At 72.4% G+C, this 17215-nt stretch carries 14 protein-coding genes and 1 pseudogene; 3 read left to right on the plus strand and 12 right to left on the minus strand.

The features are described 5' to 3' along the window. Positions 1-50 precede the first annotated feature (50 nt). Positions 51-584 (minus strand): CGNR zinc finger domain-containing protein, encoded by a 534-nt coding sequence (locus tag E1287_RS45830; protein WP_243719476.1) that lies wholly within the window; start codon positions 582-584, stop codon positions 51-53. Positions 585-837: 253 nt separating this feature from the next. Then, entirely contained in the window at positions 838-2268 is a 1431-nt protein-coding gene (locus E1287_RS27570; RefSeq protein WP_207934491.1) for a glutamine synthetase family protein, read from the minus strand. 104 nt (positions 2269-2372) lie between these two features. Here E1287_RS27570 and E1287_RS27575 point away from each other — a divergent pair, with 104 nt between their 5' ends. Together E1287_RS27575 and E1287_RS27580 are read left to right on the plus strand one after the other, a co-directional pair. Further along, complete coding sequence (locus tag E1287_RS27575) at positions 2373-3470, plus strand: amidohydrolase family protein (RefSeq protein WP_131967991.1); 1098 nt, start codon at positions 2373-2375, stop codon at positions 3468-3470. A gap of 20 nt (positions 3471-3490) precedes the next feature. Then, complete coding sequence (locus tag E1287_RS27580; protein ID WP_131967992.1) at positions 3491-4873, plus strand: FAD-dependent oxidoreductase; 1383 nt, start codon at positions 3491-3493, stop codon at positions 4871-4873. A gap of 5 nt (positions 4874-4878) precedes the next feature. Here E1287_RS27580 and E1287_RS27585 read toward each other — a convergent pair whose 3' ends face one another. From E1287_RS27585 to treS, 10 genes are all read right to left on the minus strand, one after another. Next, positions 4879-6135 (minus strand): hypothetical protein, encoded by a 1257-nt coding sequence (locus E1287_RS27585; RefSeq protein WP_131967993.1) that lies wholly within the window; start codon positions 6133-6135, stop codon positions 4879-4881. 34 nt (positions 6136-6169) lie between these two features. After that, on the minus strand, positions 6170-7294 hold the full coding sequence (locus E1287_RS27590) for a cystathionine gamma-lyase (RefSeq protein ID WP_207934492.1): 1125 nt from the start codon (positions 7292-7294) through the stop codon (positions 6170-6172). A 5-nt stretch (positions 7295-7299) separates the two neighbouring features. Next, positions 7300-8238 carry an MBL fold metallo-hydrolase gene (locus tag E1287_RS27595; protein ID WP_131967994.1) on the minus strand — a complete coding sequence of 313 codons (939 nt, stop codon included), beginning with the start codon at positions 8236-8238 and terminating at the stop codon, positions 7300-7302. Between the two features lie 24 nt (positions 8239-8262). Continuing rightward, positions 8263-9327 carry a rod shape-determining protein gene (locus E1287_RS27600; protein WP_131967995.1) on the minus strand — a complete coding sequence of 355 codons (1065 nt, stop codon included), beginning with the start codon at positions 9325-9327 and terminating at the stop codon, positions 8263-8265. 183 nt (positions 9328-9510) lie between these two features. Then, positions 9511-10392, minus strand: coding sequence for a metal ABC transporter permease (locus E1287_RS27605; RefSeq protein ID WP_131967996.1), 882 nt, complete (start codon positions 10390-10392; stop codon positions 9511-9513). Then, entirely contained in the window at positions 10389-11027 is a 639-nt protein-coding gene (locus E1287_RS27610) for an ATP-binding cassette domain-containing protein (protein ID WP_131967997.1), read from the minus strand. Before E1287_RS27610 ends, E1287_RS27605 begins: the two co-directional genes overlap by 4 nt. Next, positions 11024-11944: a zinc ABC transporter substrate-binding protein gene (locus tag E1287_RS27615; RefSeq protein ID WP_243719477.1), complete on the minus strand. Its 921-nt coding sequence runs from the start codon at positions 11942-11944 to the stop codon at positions 11024-11026. The genes E1287_RS27610 and E1287_RS27615 overlap by 4 nt, the downstream gene beginning before the upstream one ends. Positions 11945-12099: 155 nt before the next feature. Continuing rightward, a complete protein-coding gene (locus E1287_RS46410) occupies positions 12100-13002 on the minus strand; it encodes a C40 family peptidase (RefSeq protein ID WP_279507046.1) in 903 nt (300 codons plus the stop codon). A 265-nt stretch (positions 13003-13267) separates the two neighbouring features. Beyond that, complete coding sequence (locus E1287_RS27625; protein WP_131967999.1) at positions 13268-14719, minus strand: phosphotransferase; 1452 nt, start codon at positions 14717-14719, stop codon at positions 13268-13270. A 2-nt stretch (positions 14720-14721) separates the two neighbouring features. Beyond that, positions 14722-16581, minus strand: coding sequence for a maltose alpha-D-glucosyltransferase (gene treS / locus E1287_RS27630; protein WP_131968000.1), 1860 nt, complete (start codon positions 16579-16581; stop codon positions 14722-14724). Positions 16582-16938: 357 nt separating this feature from the next. On the opposite strand from treS, the pseudogene E1287_RS27635 reads away from it, so the two are divergent. Beyond that, a pseudogene (locus E1287_RS27635) lies at positions 16939-17215 on the plus strand (hypothetical protein); the annotation flags it as partial.

Genomic DNA, 17215 nt, shown 5'->3' on the forward strand with positions numbered 1-17215 from the left:
GCAATGTTGCGGTAAAGCCGCTGAAAGCGAGATAGGTCACCCGCGGACGATCACGTGCGGCGGCGGGCGCGGAAGGCGGCGACGTTCGTCCGGTTGGCGCAGGACTCCGAGCAGAACCGGCGCCGCCCCGCCCGGGACGTGTCGGCGTACACGCGGTCGCAGCCGTCCGCCGCGCAGACACCCGTCCGGGTGAGCCCGTGCTCGACGATCAGCTCGGCGAGGTTCATCAGCGTCGTCGCGCGGAACCGGTCCGGGAGCCGGGACGACGGCGGCGCGTAGTGCATGTGCAGGCCGTGCGGCTCGTGGTCGGCGAGGTGCGGGTGCATCGGGACCTGCAGCAGCAGCCCGTTCAGCAGGGCCATCGCGTCCTCGACGCTCGCGGCCTCGAAGAACGGCCGCAGCGTCCGGCCCCAGGCGCGGAAGTCGTCGGCGTCGCCGTCCCTGAACTGCCGCCAGAAGAACTCGTTGTCGCGCAGGATCCGGCGCAGCGCGTCCGCGGAGTCGTCACCGCCGGTGCTGGTGACGGCGTTGACCAGCGCCGCCGCCGCGGCCACCCCGTGGCTCTTGTATCCAGTGATCCGCATTGCCGTGGCCTCCGGTGGCATGCCATGCTGTAAACGACATACTAGTTACAACCCTTACCCACTTCCACGGGGATGTGCGCGGTGGAGGAATGCCCACGCTGTGGCTGGCCCGAGTCCGAGGCGTACGAGGTGCTCTCGCGCCACCTGACGTCCGAGGGCGTGGTGACCTACACCCGCTGCGCCTGCGGCGAGGTCCAGGTGCGCGTGCTGCGGTTCGAGGCGAGCCCGGTGACGCCCCTCCATCGGACGCGTCCTAGTGGCGCCAGCGGGTGACGGCGGCGATCTCCTCCGGGGACGCGCCGTCCAGCAGCTCGATCTCGCCGCGCCGGACGGCCGACACGGTGTCGGTGACGGCCTCGCCGAGCGCGTCCCGCAGGACGGCGTCCGCCTCGAACGCCTCCACCGCCTCCGCCAGCGACGCCGGCAGCGGCTCGATGCCGCGGGCGGCGCGCTCCTCCTCCGCCAGCGAGGCCGGGTCGACCTCGACCGGCTCCGGGAGCCGCAGGTCGGCGCCGAGCCCGTCCCGTCCGGCGGCGAGCAGCGCGGCCAGCAGCAGGTACGGGTTGGCGGCCCCGTCCAGGCACTTGACCTCCAGGTTCGCCGCGCGGGACTGCTCGCCCTCCGCGCCGGTGATGAACCGCAGCGCCGCCTCCCGGTTCTCCGGCCCCCAGCACGCGAACGCGCCCGCCCAGTGCGACGGGACGAGCCGCAGGTAGCTCGCCACCGCCGGCGCCCCGACCGCCAGCAGCGCCGGGATCCGGCGCAGGATCCCGGCGGCGAACGCCTCCCCGGCGGCCGTCATCCCGCACGGCCCGTCGCCCCCCGCCATCGCGTTCACCGGGCCTGTACCGGCGTTCTCCCGCCACAGACTCAGATGGACGTGCGCGCCGTTGCCCACCGAGTCCGCCTCGACCTTCGGGGAGAACGAGGCGGCCAGGCCGTGCTCCATCGACACGGCCCGGATCGTCTCCCGCACCACGACGGCGGTGTCCGCCGCGCCGACCGGGTCCTCGGCCGCGACCGACACCTCGTACTGCCCGGCCGCGTACTCGGGGTGCAGCTGCGCGACGGCGACCCCGGTCTCCTTCAGCGCCGCCAGGACGTCCCGCAGGTAAGCGGCCAGCTCGGAGATCCGCGTCATCCCGTACGCGGGGCCGCGGCACGCCGCGACGAAATCGTCCCCGCCGCCCTTCGACACGGCCCATTCGATCTCGACGGCGGCCTTCACCGACCAGCCGCCCTCCGCGAGCCGCTCGGTCTCGCGCCGCAGCAGCGCCCGCGTGTCCAGGGGGTGGACGCCGCCGTCCTGCGCGTACCGGAGCGCGGGCGCGTGCGCCCAGCCCGGCAGCGCCGCCAGGATGCGGAGGCGGTCCAGGTCCGGGTGGAGGCGCAGGTCCCCGGCCGGGCCGCCGATGTGCTTGCCGGACGTGATCGAGTCGTCCAGCAGGAACACGTCGAACACCGGCGACATCCCGACGCCCCACGTCGCCGCGTGCTCCAGGCGCTCCACCGGGACGGTCTTGGTCCGCGTGATCCCGCTGACGTCCACCCAGGTGAGCGCGACGGCCACGATGTCCTGCCCGGCCAGCCGCCGCGCGGTCTCGGCGGCGCGCCGGCCGAGCCGCGCGCGGGTGTGGCCGTCCAGGCTGTGCCCGACGGGGACGGTCTCAGGGATCTGTTCCACGGTGCTGGCTCCCGATCGGAGTGGCGTCGGCGTGACGGGACGACGAACGACGTCCCGCAAGGGCATCGTAGGGAGATCATCCCCTTTCAGGGAGGAGACGGGCCGTGCTGGAATACCTCGAGTCGCTCCCGCTCGCCGACCACCACTGCCACGGCGTCCTCGGCCGGGACCTGGACCGCGCGGAGTTCGAGGCGCTGCTGACGGAGGCGGAGGGCACCGGCCCGCCCGGCGTCAGCATGTTCGACACGCAGGTCGGGTTCGCGCTGCGGCGCTGGTGCCCGCCCGTCCTGGACCTGGACGCGCACGCGGAGCCGGACGCCTACCTCGCCCGCCGCGCCGAGCTGGGCGCGGCCGAGGTGAACCGCCGCTTCCTGGACGCCGCCGGCCTGGAGGCCCTGTGCGTCGACACCGGGTACACGCCCGAGTCGATCCTCGATCCGCTGGAGCTGGGACGTCTCGCGGGGGCGCGGGCGCACGAGATCGTCCGGCTGGAGCGCGTCGCCGAGCAGGTCGCGGCGGACGGCGTCGACGCCGCGCGCTTCGCCGACGAGGTCCGCACCCGCATCCAGGGGCACGACGCGGTCGGCGCGAAGTCGATCGCCGCGTACCGGGCCGGGCTGGAGCTGTCGGGCGAGCGCCCGTCCCCGGCGGAGGTCACGGGGGCGGCCGGACGGCTCATGCGGGCCGATGCCCCGCGCGTGAGCGACGAGGTCCTGCACCGGTTCCTCGTCTGGTGCGCGGTCGACGCCGGGCTGCCGGTGCAGTTCCACGTCGGGCTCGGCGACGTCGACGCCGACCTGCGCCGCGGAGACCCGCTGCTGCTCATCGAGCTGCTGCGCGCGATGGATCCCGTCCCCGCGATGCTGCTGCACAACTATCCGTTCCATCGGCACGCGGGCTACCTCGCGCAGGTGCTCCCGAATGTGTACGTCGACGCGGGCCTCGCGACCCACAACCTCGGGCACCGGTCGCCCGCGCTGATCGCCGAGCTGCTGGAGCTCGCGCCGTTCGGGAAGGTGCTTTACTCGTCGGACGCGTTCGGGCTGGCCGAGCTGTTCCATCTGGGCGCGCTGCTGTTCCGGCACGGCCTCGCGGGATTCCTCGCCGGGGGAGCGGACGACGGCGCCTGGACGGCCCGGGACGCCGAACGCGTCGCCGGGCTGATCGCGTCCGGCAACGCCCGCCGCGTGTACGGAATCTGACGGTCGAAGGGGGATGCGCCATGGCCGCACGGGAACGGCTGCTCGTCATCGGGGGCGACGCGGCTGGGATGAGCGCCGCGTCCCAGGCCCGCAGGCTCCGGAGCGCGGACGACCTGGAGATCCTCGTCGTCGAACGCGGGCACCACGCGTCGTACTCGGCGTGCGGCATCCCGTACTACGTGGGGGGCGTGGTCGAGGAGCTCGACAAGCTCATCGCCCGCACCCCCGCCCAGTTCCGCGACCGCGACATCGACCTGCGGCTGCGCACCGAGGCCGTCGAGATCGACGTGGCCGGGGGCCGGGTCCGGGTCCGCGACCACGAGGGCGGCGGCGAGCGCTGGGAGCCCTACGACCAGCTGATGGTCGCGACCGGCGCCGTCCCCGCGCGTCCGCGGCTGCCCGGGGCGGACGCGCGCGGCATCCACGGCGTGCAGATCCTCGACGACGGGATCGGCATCCGTCGCGTCCTCGAACAGGGCGAGCCGCGGCGCGCGGTCGTGGTGGGCGGCGGCTACATCGGCCTGGAGATGGCCGAGGCGATGGTGATGCGCGGCCTGGAGGTGTCGATCGTGGACGCCGCCGATCAGCCGATGCAGACCCTCGACCCCGACATGGGCGCCGTCATCGCCGACGCGATCCGCGACATCGGCGTCGACCTGCACCTCGGGGAGCCGGTCGAGGGCTTCGACACCTCCCCGGACGGGCACGTCACCGCCGTCCGCACCGCGAACCGGACCCTGCCCGCCGACCTCGTCGTCCTCGGGCTCGGCGTCCGGCCGGGCGCCGACCTCGCCCGCGCCGCCGGGATCGAGACCGGCCCGACCGGCGGCATCGTCACCGACCGGCGGATGCGCACCCGCACCGACCGGGTCTGGGCCGCGGGCGACTGCGTCGAGACCCGCCACCTCGTCTCGGGCGGCCCCGTCGCGATCGCGCTCGGCACGCACGCCAACAAGCAGGGCCGCGTCGCCGGGATCAACCTCGGCGGCGGCTACGCGACGTTCCCCGGCGTCGTCGGCACCGCCGTCTCCAAGATCTGCCGGATCGAGGTCGCGCGGACCGGGCTGAACGAGCGCGAGGCGGCCGCCGCCGGGTTCGACACGCTGAGCGTGGTCGTCGAGTCCACCACCCGCGCGGGCTACCACCCGGGTGCGACCATGATGAAGACGAAGCTGATCGCCGAGCGCCGCTCGGGACGGCTGCTCGGCGCGCAGATCGTCGGCGAGGAGAACGCCGCCAAGCGCGTGGACGGCCTCGCCATCGCGTTGTGGAACGGCATGACCGTCGAGGAGATGACGGGCCTCGACCTCGGCTACGCGCCGCCGTTCTCGCCGGTCTGGGACCCGGTCCTGATCGCCGCCCGCAAGGCCGCGGAGGCCGTCGAGCGCGACATGTCGTCCTAGGCGGCTTAGGCGAAGCGGCTGCTCGGCACCGGGCCGGGGGAGCGGACGGCGTCCCGCGGCCCGATGAGCCACTGCCCGGCGACCGCCCGCGCGAACCCGGCGAGGGCGTCGTCGGGGTCGGGCGGCGCGCCGTCGCCGGCCCCGTCGTCCGGCTCCGGCGCGGCCTGGACGATCTCGGCCGCCAGCTCCTCCGCGGGCCGCCCGTCCGGCGGGACGGTCTCGGTCTCCCCGGACGGCGTCACCCGCAGCCGCTCGCCCCACGGCGGGACGACGACCTGGTGCAGCAGCCCCGTGACGTCGGCGCTGATCCCCGGCGGGTCCGTCCAGCAGGTGGCGCGCTCGAACAGGACCTGCCCCTCGGCGCGCTCCCGCAGCCCGGCCGCCTCGGTGCCGTTCAGATCGTAGGCGACCACCAGGACGCCGGGGCGTCCGGGGGCGTACGGCTCCGCCGGGAGCCCGAACACCTCGGCCGCCGCGAGCCCCAGGATCCGGCTCGACCGGTCCGGCAGGACGCCGACCGACGCGGGGCGCCGTCCGGCCGCGTCCAGGATCAGCCGCAGCCGGTCGAGGGCCCGGCGGCACATCGCGAAGCTGTCGGAGGTGTACGCGAACCGTCCCGTCATGCCCTGGTCGAACCCGTACGGCGAGATCGTGCCCAGGACGCTCCCGCCCAGCGCGAAATGCCAGCCCCGCAGGTCCGTGGAATCGAGCGGGCCGACGGCCCGCACCGCCCGCGCCCTGGCGAGCATCCGCGCCAGCCGGTCATGGGCGGGCGCCCAGTCGGGGTCGTCCGGGACGGGCAGCGCCGTCGCCTCCCGGTCCGCCCGGACGACGTCCCCGGCCAGGAGCGCGTTGTAGGCGAGCAGGTACCGGGCGGGCCACGGGTCCAGCGACACCACGCGCGGCTCCAGCACGGCGACGGCCTCGGCGTGCCGGTTCTCCCGCTCCAGGGCCGAGACCAGCTCCATCAGCAGCACCGGCTCGTCGGGCATCAGCTCCAGCGCACGCCGCAGCGCCGGGATCGCCAGGAACGGCACGCCGCGCTCGATGCACGCGTACCCGAAGTCGTACAGCTCCTGCGGCCCCCGCGCGCGGACCATCGCCGCGGCCGCGTCCCGCATGTCGTCGAACCCGGACCGGGCGGCCGCGCCCTCCATGAGCTCCGCCACCTCGGCCAGTTCCATGTCCTCGGCGTTGAACCGCAGATGCCGGATGAGCCCGGCGATGTCGCCGCTGTCCAGAAGTGCCCGCGCTTCGCTCATGGGCGGCCACGCTACAACCGGTGACCACCCGGAATCACGACATTTTCCCCAACGCCCGAAGGACGTCCGCGACCAGGTCCTCCGTGTCCTCGATCCCCGCGGAGAAGCGGACGAAGCCGGGCTCCACCGCGTCGCCGCCCCACCGTCCGCGCCGCTCCGCCGAACTGTGCACGCTGCCGAAACTCGTCGCCTGCATGACGAGCCGCAGCGAGCCGAGGAACCGCTCCGCCGCCGCCTCGTCCGGCAGCGTGAACGAGACGACGCACCCGAACCGCCGCATCTGCCGGACGGCCACCTCGTGGGACGGGTCGTCCGGCAACCCCGGATACCTGAGCCCCGAGACCTCCGGACGGTCCCGCAGCGCCTCCGCCAGCGCCAGCGCGTTCGCGGCCTGCCGGTCCAGCCGCAACTGCAGCGTGGCCAGCGACCGGTGCGCCAGCCACGCCTCCATCGGCCCCGGGATCGCGCCCACGGTCTTGCGCCACAGCCGGACGCCCTCGGCCAGTCCGGGATCCCGCGTGGCCACATGCCCGAGGAGCAGGTCCCCGTGCCCGGACATCGCCTTCGTGTCGCTGGCGACGGAGAAGTCGGCGCTCCGATCGAGCGGCCGCTGCCCGAGCGGCGTGGCCAGCGTGTTGTCCACCGCCACCAGCGCGCCCGCCGCGTGCGCCGCCTCGGCGACCCGCGCGATGTCGCACACGTCCAGCATCGGGTTGGACGGCGTCTCCAGCCACACCAGCCGCGCCCCGTCCAGCAGCCGGATCTGCGCGTCCCCGGCCGTGGGCCCCATCCGGACGACCGCCCCGTACGACTCCAGCCGCTCCTTCAGCATCCGGGTCGTCGTGTAGCAGTCACCGGGCATGACCACCACGTCACCGGCCCGCACCTGCGACAGCAGCACGCCCGCGACGGCCGCCATCCCGGACGAGAACGACACCACCTCGGCGCCGCCTTCGAGCTCGCCGATCGCGCGCTCCAGGAGCGTCCACGTCGGGTTCTCGTCGCGCCCGTACGTGTAGGGCCCGGCGGCCTCCCCGGCCAGGTGGTAGTGCGCCGCGAACACCGGACCGGGCAGCCCCGGCGCGAAGTTCTCCGGCGCGGGCCGTCCCGCCCCCACCGCCAGCGTCCCGTCCTCCATGTTCGCCCCCTCGATGGTCACCTCGCTCAGGCGCGGCAGGTCAGCGGACGGCCTCCGTTGAACTCGATCATGTCGTTGAGGGCGGAGACCAGGTCGATCTGCGCGCCGGGTTCGAGGCCGTCCAGCTCGGCGTAGGCGCGGTGCAGGTTGCCGACGAGCCGCTCGGCGTCGGTCAGCTCCGCGAACGGGCCGAGGTCGGCCTCCCGCGCGGCCTCCAGCGGCGTCAGCCCGGCCGCCTTCCCCGCCCAGGCCGTCGTCTGGACGAACCGGGCATATTCGACGACACGGTCGATCAGCTCCGGCCCCGCCACCGGGCCGTGCCCGGGGACGATCACCTCCGCGTCCAGCGGCGCGACGACGTCCTCCAGCACCTTGATCGCGCCGGACACCGACCCCTGCATCAGGAACGGCGTGCCGCCGTTGAACAGCAGGTCGCCGCAGAACAGGACGCGCCGGTCCGGGATCCACACGATCGAGTCGTTGGTGGTGTGCGCGGGCGTCCCGACGTGCCGGACCTCGCAGCGCAGCTCGTCCACCCACAGGGTCACGGCGTCGGTGTAGGTGAGGAACGGCGGCTCCAGCTCGACGTCGCCCCAGTCGACCTTCGTCCAGAACGGCTCGTCGAACGGCTTGCCCCAGGCGAGCGCGCCCGCGCGCGTCTGCTCGTGCCCGACGACGGTCGCGCCGGAGAACAGGTAGTTGCCGAACGTGTGGTCGCCGTGGTGGTGGGTGTTGACCAGCGTCCGGACGGGACGGTCGGTCACCGATCGGATGGCCTCCAGGTAGGCGCGGGTCCTGCGCTCGGTCGAGCAGGTGTCCACGCTGGTCACGCCGCGCGACCCGACGAGGAAGCCGGTGTTGTTGATCCACCAGGTGCCGTCCGGCTGGACGTAGGCGAACACCCCGTCCGAGACCTCCTGCAACTGCGGGCTGCCGGGGCCCTCGCGGTCGGGTGCGTCGCTCATGGGACCCGGAGTTTAGCCCGCGGCTCAGTACTCGAACTCGGGCACGGTGGTCAGGATGTGCGGCCGCGGGGAGCTCTCCCTGGCCGACGGCTCCTGCGAGTGGGCCGAGCGAAGCACCTCTCCGGCGCCGAGCACGGCCGCGTCGCCGGTGTCGTCCCCGATCCGTGCGGCGAGGCCCGTCCGGTCGCGGATCAGCCGCTCCAGGCCGGGCAGCCGGGCGGACCCGCCGGTGAGGGTGACGCCGACGCTCAGCAGGTCGCCGGAGATCTCCGGGGAGCAGCCCGCGAGCCCGGCGCCGATCGCCTCGACGATCTCGGCGACGGGCCCGGCGATCGCCCGGCCGATGTCCACGGTCGTGAGGACGACCTCGCGCGGCATCCCCGTCGCGATGTCGCGCCCGTGCACCACCGTCTGCCGCACCGGCCGCCGGCCGAGCGGCGGCACCGCCCCGACCGCCAGCTTCGCGGCCTCGGCCGCCGACTCCGACAGCGAGACGTTCTGCTCGCGCCGGACCATCGCCACGATCGCGCGGTCCAGCGCCGCGCCGCCGACGTGCGCGGTGTGGGACGTGACGAGCCCGCCGAACGCGATGACGCCGACGTCGGTGACGTCCGCGCCGATGTCGGCGATGACCGCGACCTCGGGCCGCGCCGACGACGTCATGCCCATGCCGATGGCGGCGGCGATCGGCGTCGGCACCAGCGTGAGCCGCCGCGCGCCCGCCTGGTACGCGGAGAACTGCAGCGCCCGGTAGTGGACGGAGCTCAGCCCGCTCGGCACCGTCACGACCAGCCGCGGACGCGCCGTGTAGTGGCGCCGGTGGTGCTTGCGGACGAGATGCCGCATCAGGTACTCGGCCTCATCGGTCTCGGTCGGCGCGCCCCGCCGGATGGGCCGGACGAGTGTCACGTCGGGGTTGCGTCCCGCCATCTCCTGTGCCGGGCCGCCGAGCGCGAGGATGCGTCCGGTGCGCCGGCATCGGGCGAGCAGCGACGGTTCCCGGCAGACCACCCCGCGGTCTCGGACATGCATCCGCACGGTGGCGCTGCCCAGGTCGATAGCGGTGTCCCGGCCCGCGAAGTCCCACATCGCGTCCCTCCCAATCGCCCCGAAAGTCGCAAGAGCCCTGATGATGCCCCTGCGTCCGGTGGGGATGCCCACGGCCGGGTAAGCGAATGGCAACGTCCTGGTGATCACGCGTCCGGAATTTCCGGAACGCCGTCCGGGGCGCGGTGCCCGCCCGCCCGTGAGTGCCGGGCGGGCACCAAGAGATCATGTGGGAACGGTGTCGAGCCGCAGGGGCGCGCGCCGTGCCGTCCAGCCGCGGCGCGTCCGGACGGCCCCCGCCGCCCGGCACACCCCGTACAGGAGGAACGAGATCGTCGTCACGTACGGGCTGACGGGGATGCTGGACCCGGCCGACAGCAGGATCCCGCCGACCACCGACACCGTCGCGAGCACCGTGCTCAGCACCGGCACGAGCACCGGCGACGCGCTCACCCGCACCGCCGCCGCGGCCGGCGTGCAGATCAGCGCCAGCACCAGCAGGGCCCCGACGATCTGCATCGACACGGCCACCGCGAGGGCGAGCACCAGCATGAACGCCGGCGACAGCGCCCGCACCGGCACGCCCCGCGCCGCCGCCACCTCCGGGTCGAGGCTCGCGAACGCCAGCGGACGCCACATGACCGCCAGGCACACCAGCACGACGGCCGACGTCGCCAGCAGCCACGACAGCTTCGGCGTGTCGATCGCGACGATCTGCCCGGTGAGGAGGCCGAACTTGTTCGCGGACCGTCCCTCGTAGAGCGAGAGGAACAGGACGCCGAGCCCGAGCCCGAACGGCATCAGCACCCCGATGACCGATCCCCGGTCCCGCGCCCGGGAGCCGAGCACCCCGATCAGCGCCGCCGCCGCGAGCGCCCCGGCGATCGAGCCGCCGGCCACGCCCGTCCCGAGCAGCAGCGCCGCCGCCGCGCCCGCGAACGACAGCTCGCTGATGCCGTGCACGGCGAACGCCAGGTCGCGCATGATGACGAACGTCCCGGCGAGCCCGCCGACCAGCCCGAGCACCGCCCCCGCGACGATCGAGTTCTGGATCAGCCCGAGCAGCGCCCCGTAGTCCTCGAAGTTGAAGATCTCGTGCCAGCTCATGCGGCCGCCTCGCCGATGTCGAGGACCCGGTCGGCCAGCGGCAGCACGGGGTCGACCTCATGGGTGACGAACACGACGGTCGTGCCGTGGTCGCGCCGCCGCCGGTCGACCAGCCCGGCGACGATGCGCTGGTGCTCGGCGTCCAGCGACAGCAGCGGCTCGTCGCACAGCAGGATGCGCGGGCCGGACGCCAGCGCCTGCGCGACCCGGACCCGCTGCAGTTCCCCGCCCGACAGCAGGTCGAGGGGGACGTCCGCGAACGGCGCGGCGCCGACGTCCCGCAGCGCGGCCTCGACGCGGCGGCGCGCCTCGGGACGCGGCCGCCCCGACCCCCAGCGGTGCCCGTCGATCCCGAGCCGCACCAGGTCCCGGGCCCGCAGCGGCGTGTGCGGGACGACGGTCCGGTGCTGCGGGACGTACCCGACGAGGTCGCTCCCGCGCCGCGGGGCGCGCCCGTTCACGGTGACCGTCCCGGCGGACAGCCGCCGCAGCCCGAGCAGCACCTTCAGCAGGCTGGTCTTCCCCGACCCGTTCGGCCCGACGACGACCAGGAACTCGCCCGCCGCGACGTCGAGGTCGAGCCGCCACAGCCTCCGGTCCCCGTACGCCAGGACGGCGTCGCGGAGCGAGATCACGACAGCGCCTTCCGCAGCGCGGCGATGTTGCCGTCCATCCAGGAGACGTAGTTCTTCCCCGCCGGGAGCGTCTCGGTGACGGGGACGACGGGCACGCCGCCGTCCTTGGCCGCCTTCTCCAGCCTCTCGGTGTGCGGCCCGCTGGTCTGCGCGTTGTAGACGAGCGCCTCGACCTTCTTCCCGGTGATCAGCGCCAGCGTCTCCCGCAGGAGGCGGGGCGGCACGTCGTCGCCCTCCTCGATCGCCTCGCTGAACTCCTCGGGCGTCCGGTTCTCCAGCCCGGCGGCCGCCAGCAGGTGGCCGGGGACGGGCTCGGTGATCGCCACGCCCTCGCCCGCGTGCGCGGCCTTCAGCTCCGCGAGCTTCCCCTCCAGGGTCTTCAGCTCGGCCTTGAACGCGGCGGCGTTCGCCGAGAACACCGCCGCGTCGCCGGGGTCGGCCTTGGCGAGCGCCGCCGAGATCCGGTCGGCCAGGAGCGCGACCGACGGCAGGTCGTACCAGATGTGCTCGTTCAGCTCCTCGCCCGCGGGCGCCGTCTTCCCCGAGATCCGGACGGCGTTCAGCACTTCCGCCTTGGACCCGGACCCCTTGAGCAGCGTGCCGACGAAGTCGTCGTAGCCGCCGCCGTTCTCGATCACGACCTCGGCCTTGGCGAGCGCGAGCCGGCTGCGTGTCCCCGCCTCGAAGGAGTGCGGGTCCTGCCCGGGATCGCTGATGAACGACGTCACGCTGACCTTGCCGCCGCCGATCCGCTGCGCGATGTCGCCGTACACGTTGGTGGAGGCCACGACGGAGACGGCGTCGCCGCCCGGCGTGGCCGTCGCGTCCGTGGACGAGCCGCAGCCGCCGCCCAGCAGCGCGAACGCGCCGATGGCCGCGCCCGTCCCGAGCATCCGGGCGCGCAGAACACAGGACATGAGGACTCCCGAGAATGAAAACGGTTTTCACTGCAACCTAACACGGGACGTCCGATATGTCTGCGACACATGTGCGCCACCGCCATGGACGTGTGACGTCCATGGCGGTGGGTGCTGACTCGGTGGTCCGCCGTACCCCTCTAGGGGCCGGACGGTCAGTGGGGTGTGTGGCCGGGTGCGGTCAGTTCCTCGACCGGGCCTACGTACTTCTCCCAGGAGTCCGAGTCGTGCCGGGCGTGGCGCGGGCTGCGCGACGCGGGCTTCGCCTTGTACCTCGGACGCGGTTCCGGTCTGCTCTCTTCCGGCCGTTTCTCGCCGGGCGGCGCGCCGGTTTCTGCCAGCTCGTGATCGGGGGAGTGGTCGGGGAGAGTGTCGGGTGATTTGGGCAATGTGTCGGATGGTGGCGGAATCTGGGGGGTCCGCTGCTTATCTGGCGGTTTATGGGCGGTGCGCTTGTCGGCGCTCATCCGGTCGATTTTCTCGACGAGCTCCTTCACCGAAGGCGACCACTCCTTGTAGGCGGGAGCGCCCGGTCGCACCGCACCCGCGAATTGCTTCTTCCGGCGTGCGTTGAGCTTGTCGATTCTGACCCTCGCGCCGGTATAGGGCGCGTGCAGGTAGCGTCCGTTTCCGACGTAGAGCCCGACATGGTTGCGGCCGCGGAAGAATACGAGGTCGCCGGGCTTGAGGTCCTTCAGCGCCACCTTCCGCTTCACCTGCCGGTACTGCGCGTGGGTGACGCGGGGGAGCTTGACGCCCGCCTTCCGCCACGAGGCCATCGCGAGACCGGAGCAGTCATAGCCGCCCGGCCCTTCCGCGCCCCACCGGTACGGCTTGCCGATCTGCTTGCGCGCGAACGCCAGCGCCTTGCTCGCGCCCTCGCGCTGCGCCGCCTCACGCGTCCGGTACCGGTCGTAAGCCTGGACCTTCTTCAGCGTGGCGGAGTCGAGGTGCAGGCGTTTCAGCACCGCGGGATTGAGCGCCGCCAGCGCTTGCGAGCCCGTCGGGACCGCCAGCGCGAGCCCGGTCACCGTGAGGGTGACCGCCGTCCGGAGCATTCTCTGTTTTCGGACGCCCGCCCGGGCGCGGCCGATATGGCCGACGGCCGATCCGTTCCCGGACTCGTTTCCGTGTGTTTGGCCTGCGGTGGACATTCGGGTGCTCTCCGTTCCCCCGTCCAGGGGTCGTCGTCCGGATTTCGCCGGGACAGGTGATCTCCCTGCCGAGAGTTCGGGTACCCGTTGATCGCACCGTGATTTTCCCGCGCACGCCGATTTTGCATGATCATGACATGGAATTAGCGGCGGCCTTTGGTGTCTTTGATCAAGCGGTCAGATGGGCGAGCGATTTCAGCGGGACGGGCAGCCAGGCCGGGCGGTTCCGCGCCTCGTAACGCACCTCGTACACCGCCTTCTCGAATTCGAAGGCGCGAATGAGCACCGAATGCGCCGCCGGATCGGGACCGCCCGCCGCCGCGTAGCCGCGGCAGAACGCCGCCCTGTTCCGCGCCGCCCAGGCGTGCGCCCGCGTCTCCAGCCGGCCGCCCGGTTCGGGCGGCATCGTCCCGGGCTTGGTGATGAGGAACCGGGCCGCGTACTCGAAGGAGCGCAGCATTCCGGCGACGTCCCGCAGCGGATGCGCGAGCGCCCGCCGCTCGTGCTGCGTCCGCGCCGGCTCGCCCTCGAAGTCGAGCACCGTCCAGCCGCTCTCGGTGCGCAGGACCTGGCCGAGGTGGTAGTCGCCGTGCACGCGCTGGACGGGCAGCGGCTCCGCCCGCGCCGCGAGATCGAGGAAGGCCCCGGTGAGCGACTTGGCGTGCGGCGCCAGGCCGGGGACGGCACGGCACGTCCCGGTCAGCTCGGCGTTCATGCGCGCCGCCATCTCGCGGACCTCGGCGGCGGGCAGCATCGTCACGCCGAACGCGCGGGCCAGCGCGCCGTGCACCTCGGCGGTCGCGGCGCCGAGCCGCTCCGCCTCGGCCGCGAAGTCGCCGCCGGCGGCGCTCGCGTCCAGCTCGGCCCACTCGCCCTCCCACCCGGCGTCGCGCGGCGGCGGCGTGTGCGCGAACCAGTCCCGGACGCTCGCGATCGCCAGGCTCCAGCCGTCCGCGCCGGTGTGCAGGTAGTCGGACAGGAGGCCGAGCGTGACCGGCCCGCCTCCGGGGACGGGCCCCGGCTCCAGCTCGATCCAGCCGAGGACGGCCGGGACACGCGCGCAGCCGCCGCGGGTCAGCGCGAGGTTCACCTCCAGGTCGAGGTTGACGCCGTGGCTGAGCCGTCGGAACAGCTTGCAGATGTAGGCGTCGCCGAACAGCAGCGACGTGTTGCTCTGCTCGGCGGTGATGGGCAGGCTCGTCAGGTCCGTCCGGATGCGGGCGCCGTCGGCGTGGCGGAACCGCAGCGGGCCGATGGACGCGCCGGCGGCGAGCTCGTCCAGCAGCGTCCGGGTCAGGTCGGGGTCGTGGGCGGCGTCGTACAGGCGCACCTTCCGGCCGTCCGGGCCGTCCGGTTTGTCGTGGGTGGACGCGCCGATCTCGACGTGCCTGAGCCGGTCGGGCAGGTCGCGCCGGACGCCGAGAAGCAGCTGGTAATGGTCGACCGTGCCGTTCTGGTGGACGTCCAGGATGAGGTGGTGCAGTGCGGGGTCGCCGGTGCGGAGTTCGGTGGCGGTGCCGATGGACACATCATCGACGGGGCCGTCCTTTCCGCCGAACCATCGCTGCCCGGGCAGCCACTCCGCGAGGGCCCGCGTAAGGGCCGGATGGGGTGGCAGCACGGTCAGCCGGTCCTTTCCGCGCACGTGCCCGGTTCGGTGACGTCGTCGTCCGGAGGGTTCAGCTGGAACCAGAAGAAGCCGTGCCCGGGAAGCGTCATCAGATACGGCAGTTCGCCGATGGCCGGGAATTGGACGCCGCCCATGCATTCCACCGGGGAGTAGCCCTCGAATCGGCGCAGATCGAGTTCGACCGGCTGCGGGAAGCGCGACAGATTGCTGACGCACAGGACGGTGTCCATTTCTCCCCACGGGCTCTCGGCCTCGGTGATCTCGCGGGTGAAGGCGAGGACGGAGGGGTTGGAGGCGGAGAGTTCGACGTAGGAGCCGACGCCGAAGACGGGGTGGCGTTGGCGGATTTCGATCATTTTGCGGGTCCAGTGGAGGAGGGATCCGGGGTTGTTGGCTTGGGCTTCGACGTTGACGGCTTGGTAGCCGTAGATGGGGTCCATGATGACGGGGAGGTAGAGGCGGGCGGGGTCGCAGGCGGAGAAGCCGGCGTTGCGGTCGGGGGTCCATTGCATGGGGGTGCGGACGGCGTCGCGGTCGCCGAGCCAGATGTTGTCGCCCATGCCGATTTCGTCGCCGTAGTACAGGACGGGTGAGCCGGGGAGGGAGAGGAGGAGGGCGGTGAAGAGTTCGAGTTGGTTGCGGTCGTTGTCCAGGAGGGGTGCCAGGCGGCGGCGGATGCCGATGTTGGCTTTCATGCGGGGGTCTTTGGCGTATTCGGTGTACATGTAGTCGCGTTCTTCGTCGGTGACCATCTCCAGGGTGAGTTCGTCGTGGTTGCGGAGGAAGATGCCCCATTGGCAGTTGTCGGGGATTTTGGGGGTTTGGGCCATGATTTCGGAGATGGGGTAGCGTTGTTCGCGGCGGACGGCCATGAAGATGCGGGGCATGACGGGGAAGTGGAAGGCCATGTGGCATTCGTCGCCGCCGGCGGCGGGGTCGCCGAAGTATTCGACGACGTCGGCGGGCCATTGGTTGGCTTCGGCGAGCAGGACGCGGTCGGGGTAGAGGCGGTCGACTTCGGCGCGGACGCGTTTGAGGTAGGTGTGGGTTTCGGGGAGGTTTTCGCAGTTGGTGCCTTCGCGGGCGTACAGGTAGGGGACGGCGTCGAGGCGGAAGCCGTCGATTCCGAGGTCGAGCCAGAAGCGGAGGTTTTCCAGCATGGCGTCTTGGACGTGGGGGTTGTCGTAGTTGAGGTCGGGTTGGTGGGAGAAGAAGCGGTGCCAGTAGTACTGGCCGCGGACGGGGTCGTAGGTCCAGTTGGAGGTTTCGGTGTCGATGAAGATGATGCGGGCGTCGGGGTATTTGGTGTCGGTGTCGTGCCACATGTAGAAGTCGCCGAAGGGGCCGTCGGGGTCGGTGCGGGAGGCTTGGAACCAGGGGTGCTGGTCGGAGGTGTGGTTCATGACCAGGTCGGCGATCACCCGGATCCCGCGCGCGTGCGCCTGCTCGATCAACTCCACGAAGTGCCCGAGTTCTCCGAAGTCCGGCAGGATCTGGGTGTAGTTGGCGATGTCGTAGCCGCCGTCTTTGAGTGGTGATTGGTAGATGGGCAGCAGCCACAGGCAGTCGATGCCGAGCCATTGCAGGTGGTCGAGTTTGGAGATCAGACCGCGCAGGTCTCCGTACCCGTCGCCATTGGAATCGGCGAACCCGCGCACAGACACCTCGTAAAACACCGCTGTCTTGAACCAGTGCGGCGTGCGCGGTGTCTCCGGGCCGAACCCGTCCGGGACGGGCCGCACGGTCGGCGCACCACCCTCCCGCGCTCCCGTCCACGGCGCCTCGGTCTCCGTCTCCGGCGCGGTGGCCTGATCGGACGTGGTGCAGGTGATGTTCTTCGGCTGTCCGTGCATGGGCCACCCCGGGTGTGTTGGAGACATAGATCAGCAATTCCCGCAGGCCGCGCCCGGGACGTTCGCGACAGGCAACCATCCGTAAAAGATTCAGTACGCTCCGTGACCGTCGCGGTGGAGCCGGACCCCGGGAGGCCCGTCGAGCCGGGCGGCCCGTGCCCGTGCCGCGGACGGTCCCGGATGCTTGCCGCGCGACGGCTGTGTCATGTCCGTGTTTTTAGGTTCGTCGCTTTTTCTGGCGCATGCGCCGGGTAGGTCGCCTCCAAGCTCAGAACCCGCCTGACCGGCGGGTTCTGCTCAGTTCGGACGGGATACGCCCGTCCGCAAGCGATCGGAGGGACAGTGGAGCGCTGGGAGATGTCGCCATCGGTCGTACCGACGCGCGATGAGCTCGTGGCGCGGCTGCGCGTTCGCTTCGCCGATGTTCCGGCGGAGAACGTGCGCCGCTGCGTGGACGACCTGTGGTGCTGCTGCGCCCATCTGGGGGTGCGGCCCGAGGAGCGGATCATCGAGCGCCTCGCGGCGTCCCGGCTGACGGGCGTCGTCCGAGGCGGCCGTTATCCGGACGGCCATCCGGACGAGCGGCCCGGATCGCGTCCGCCCGGCTCCCATGCCCCCGCCCCTGTCTCTTATA

It is taken from the genome of Actinomadura sp. KC06 (assembly GCF_004348735.1).
Classification (GTDB): Bacteria; Actinomycetota; Actinomycetes; order Streptosporangiales; family Streptosporangiaceae; genus Spirillospora.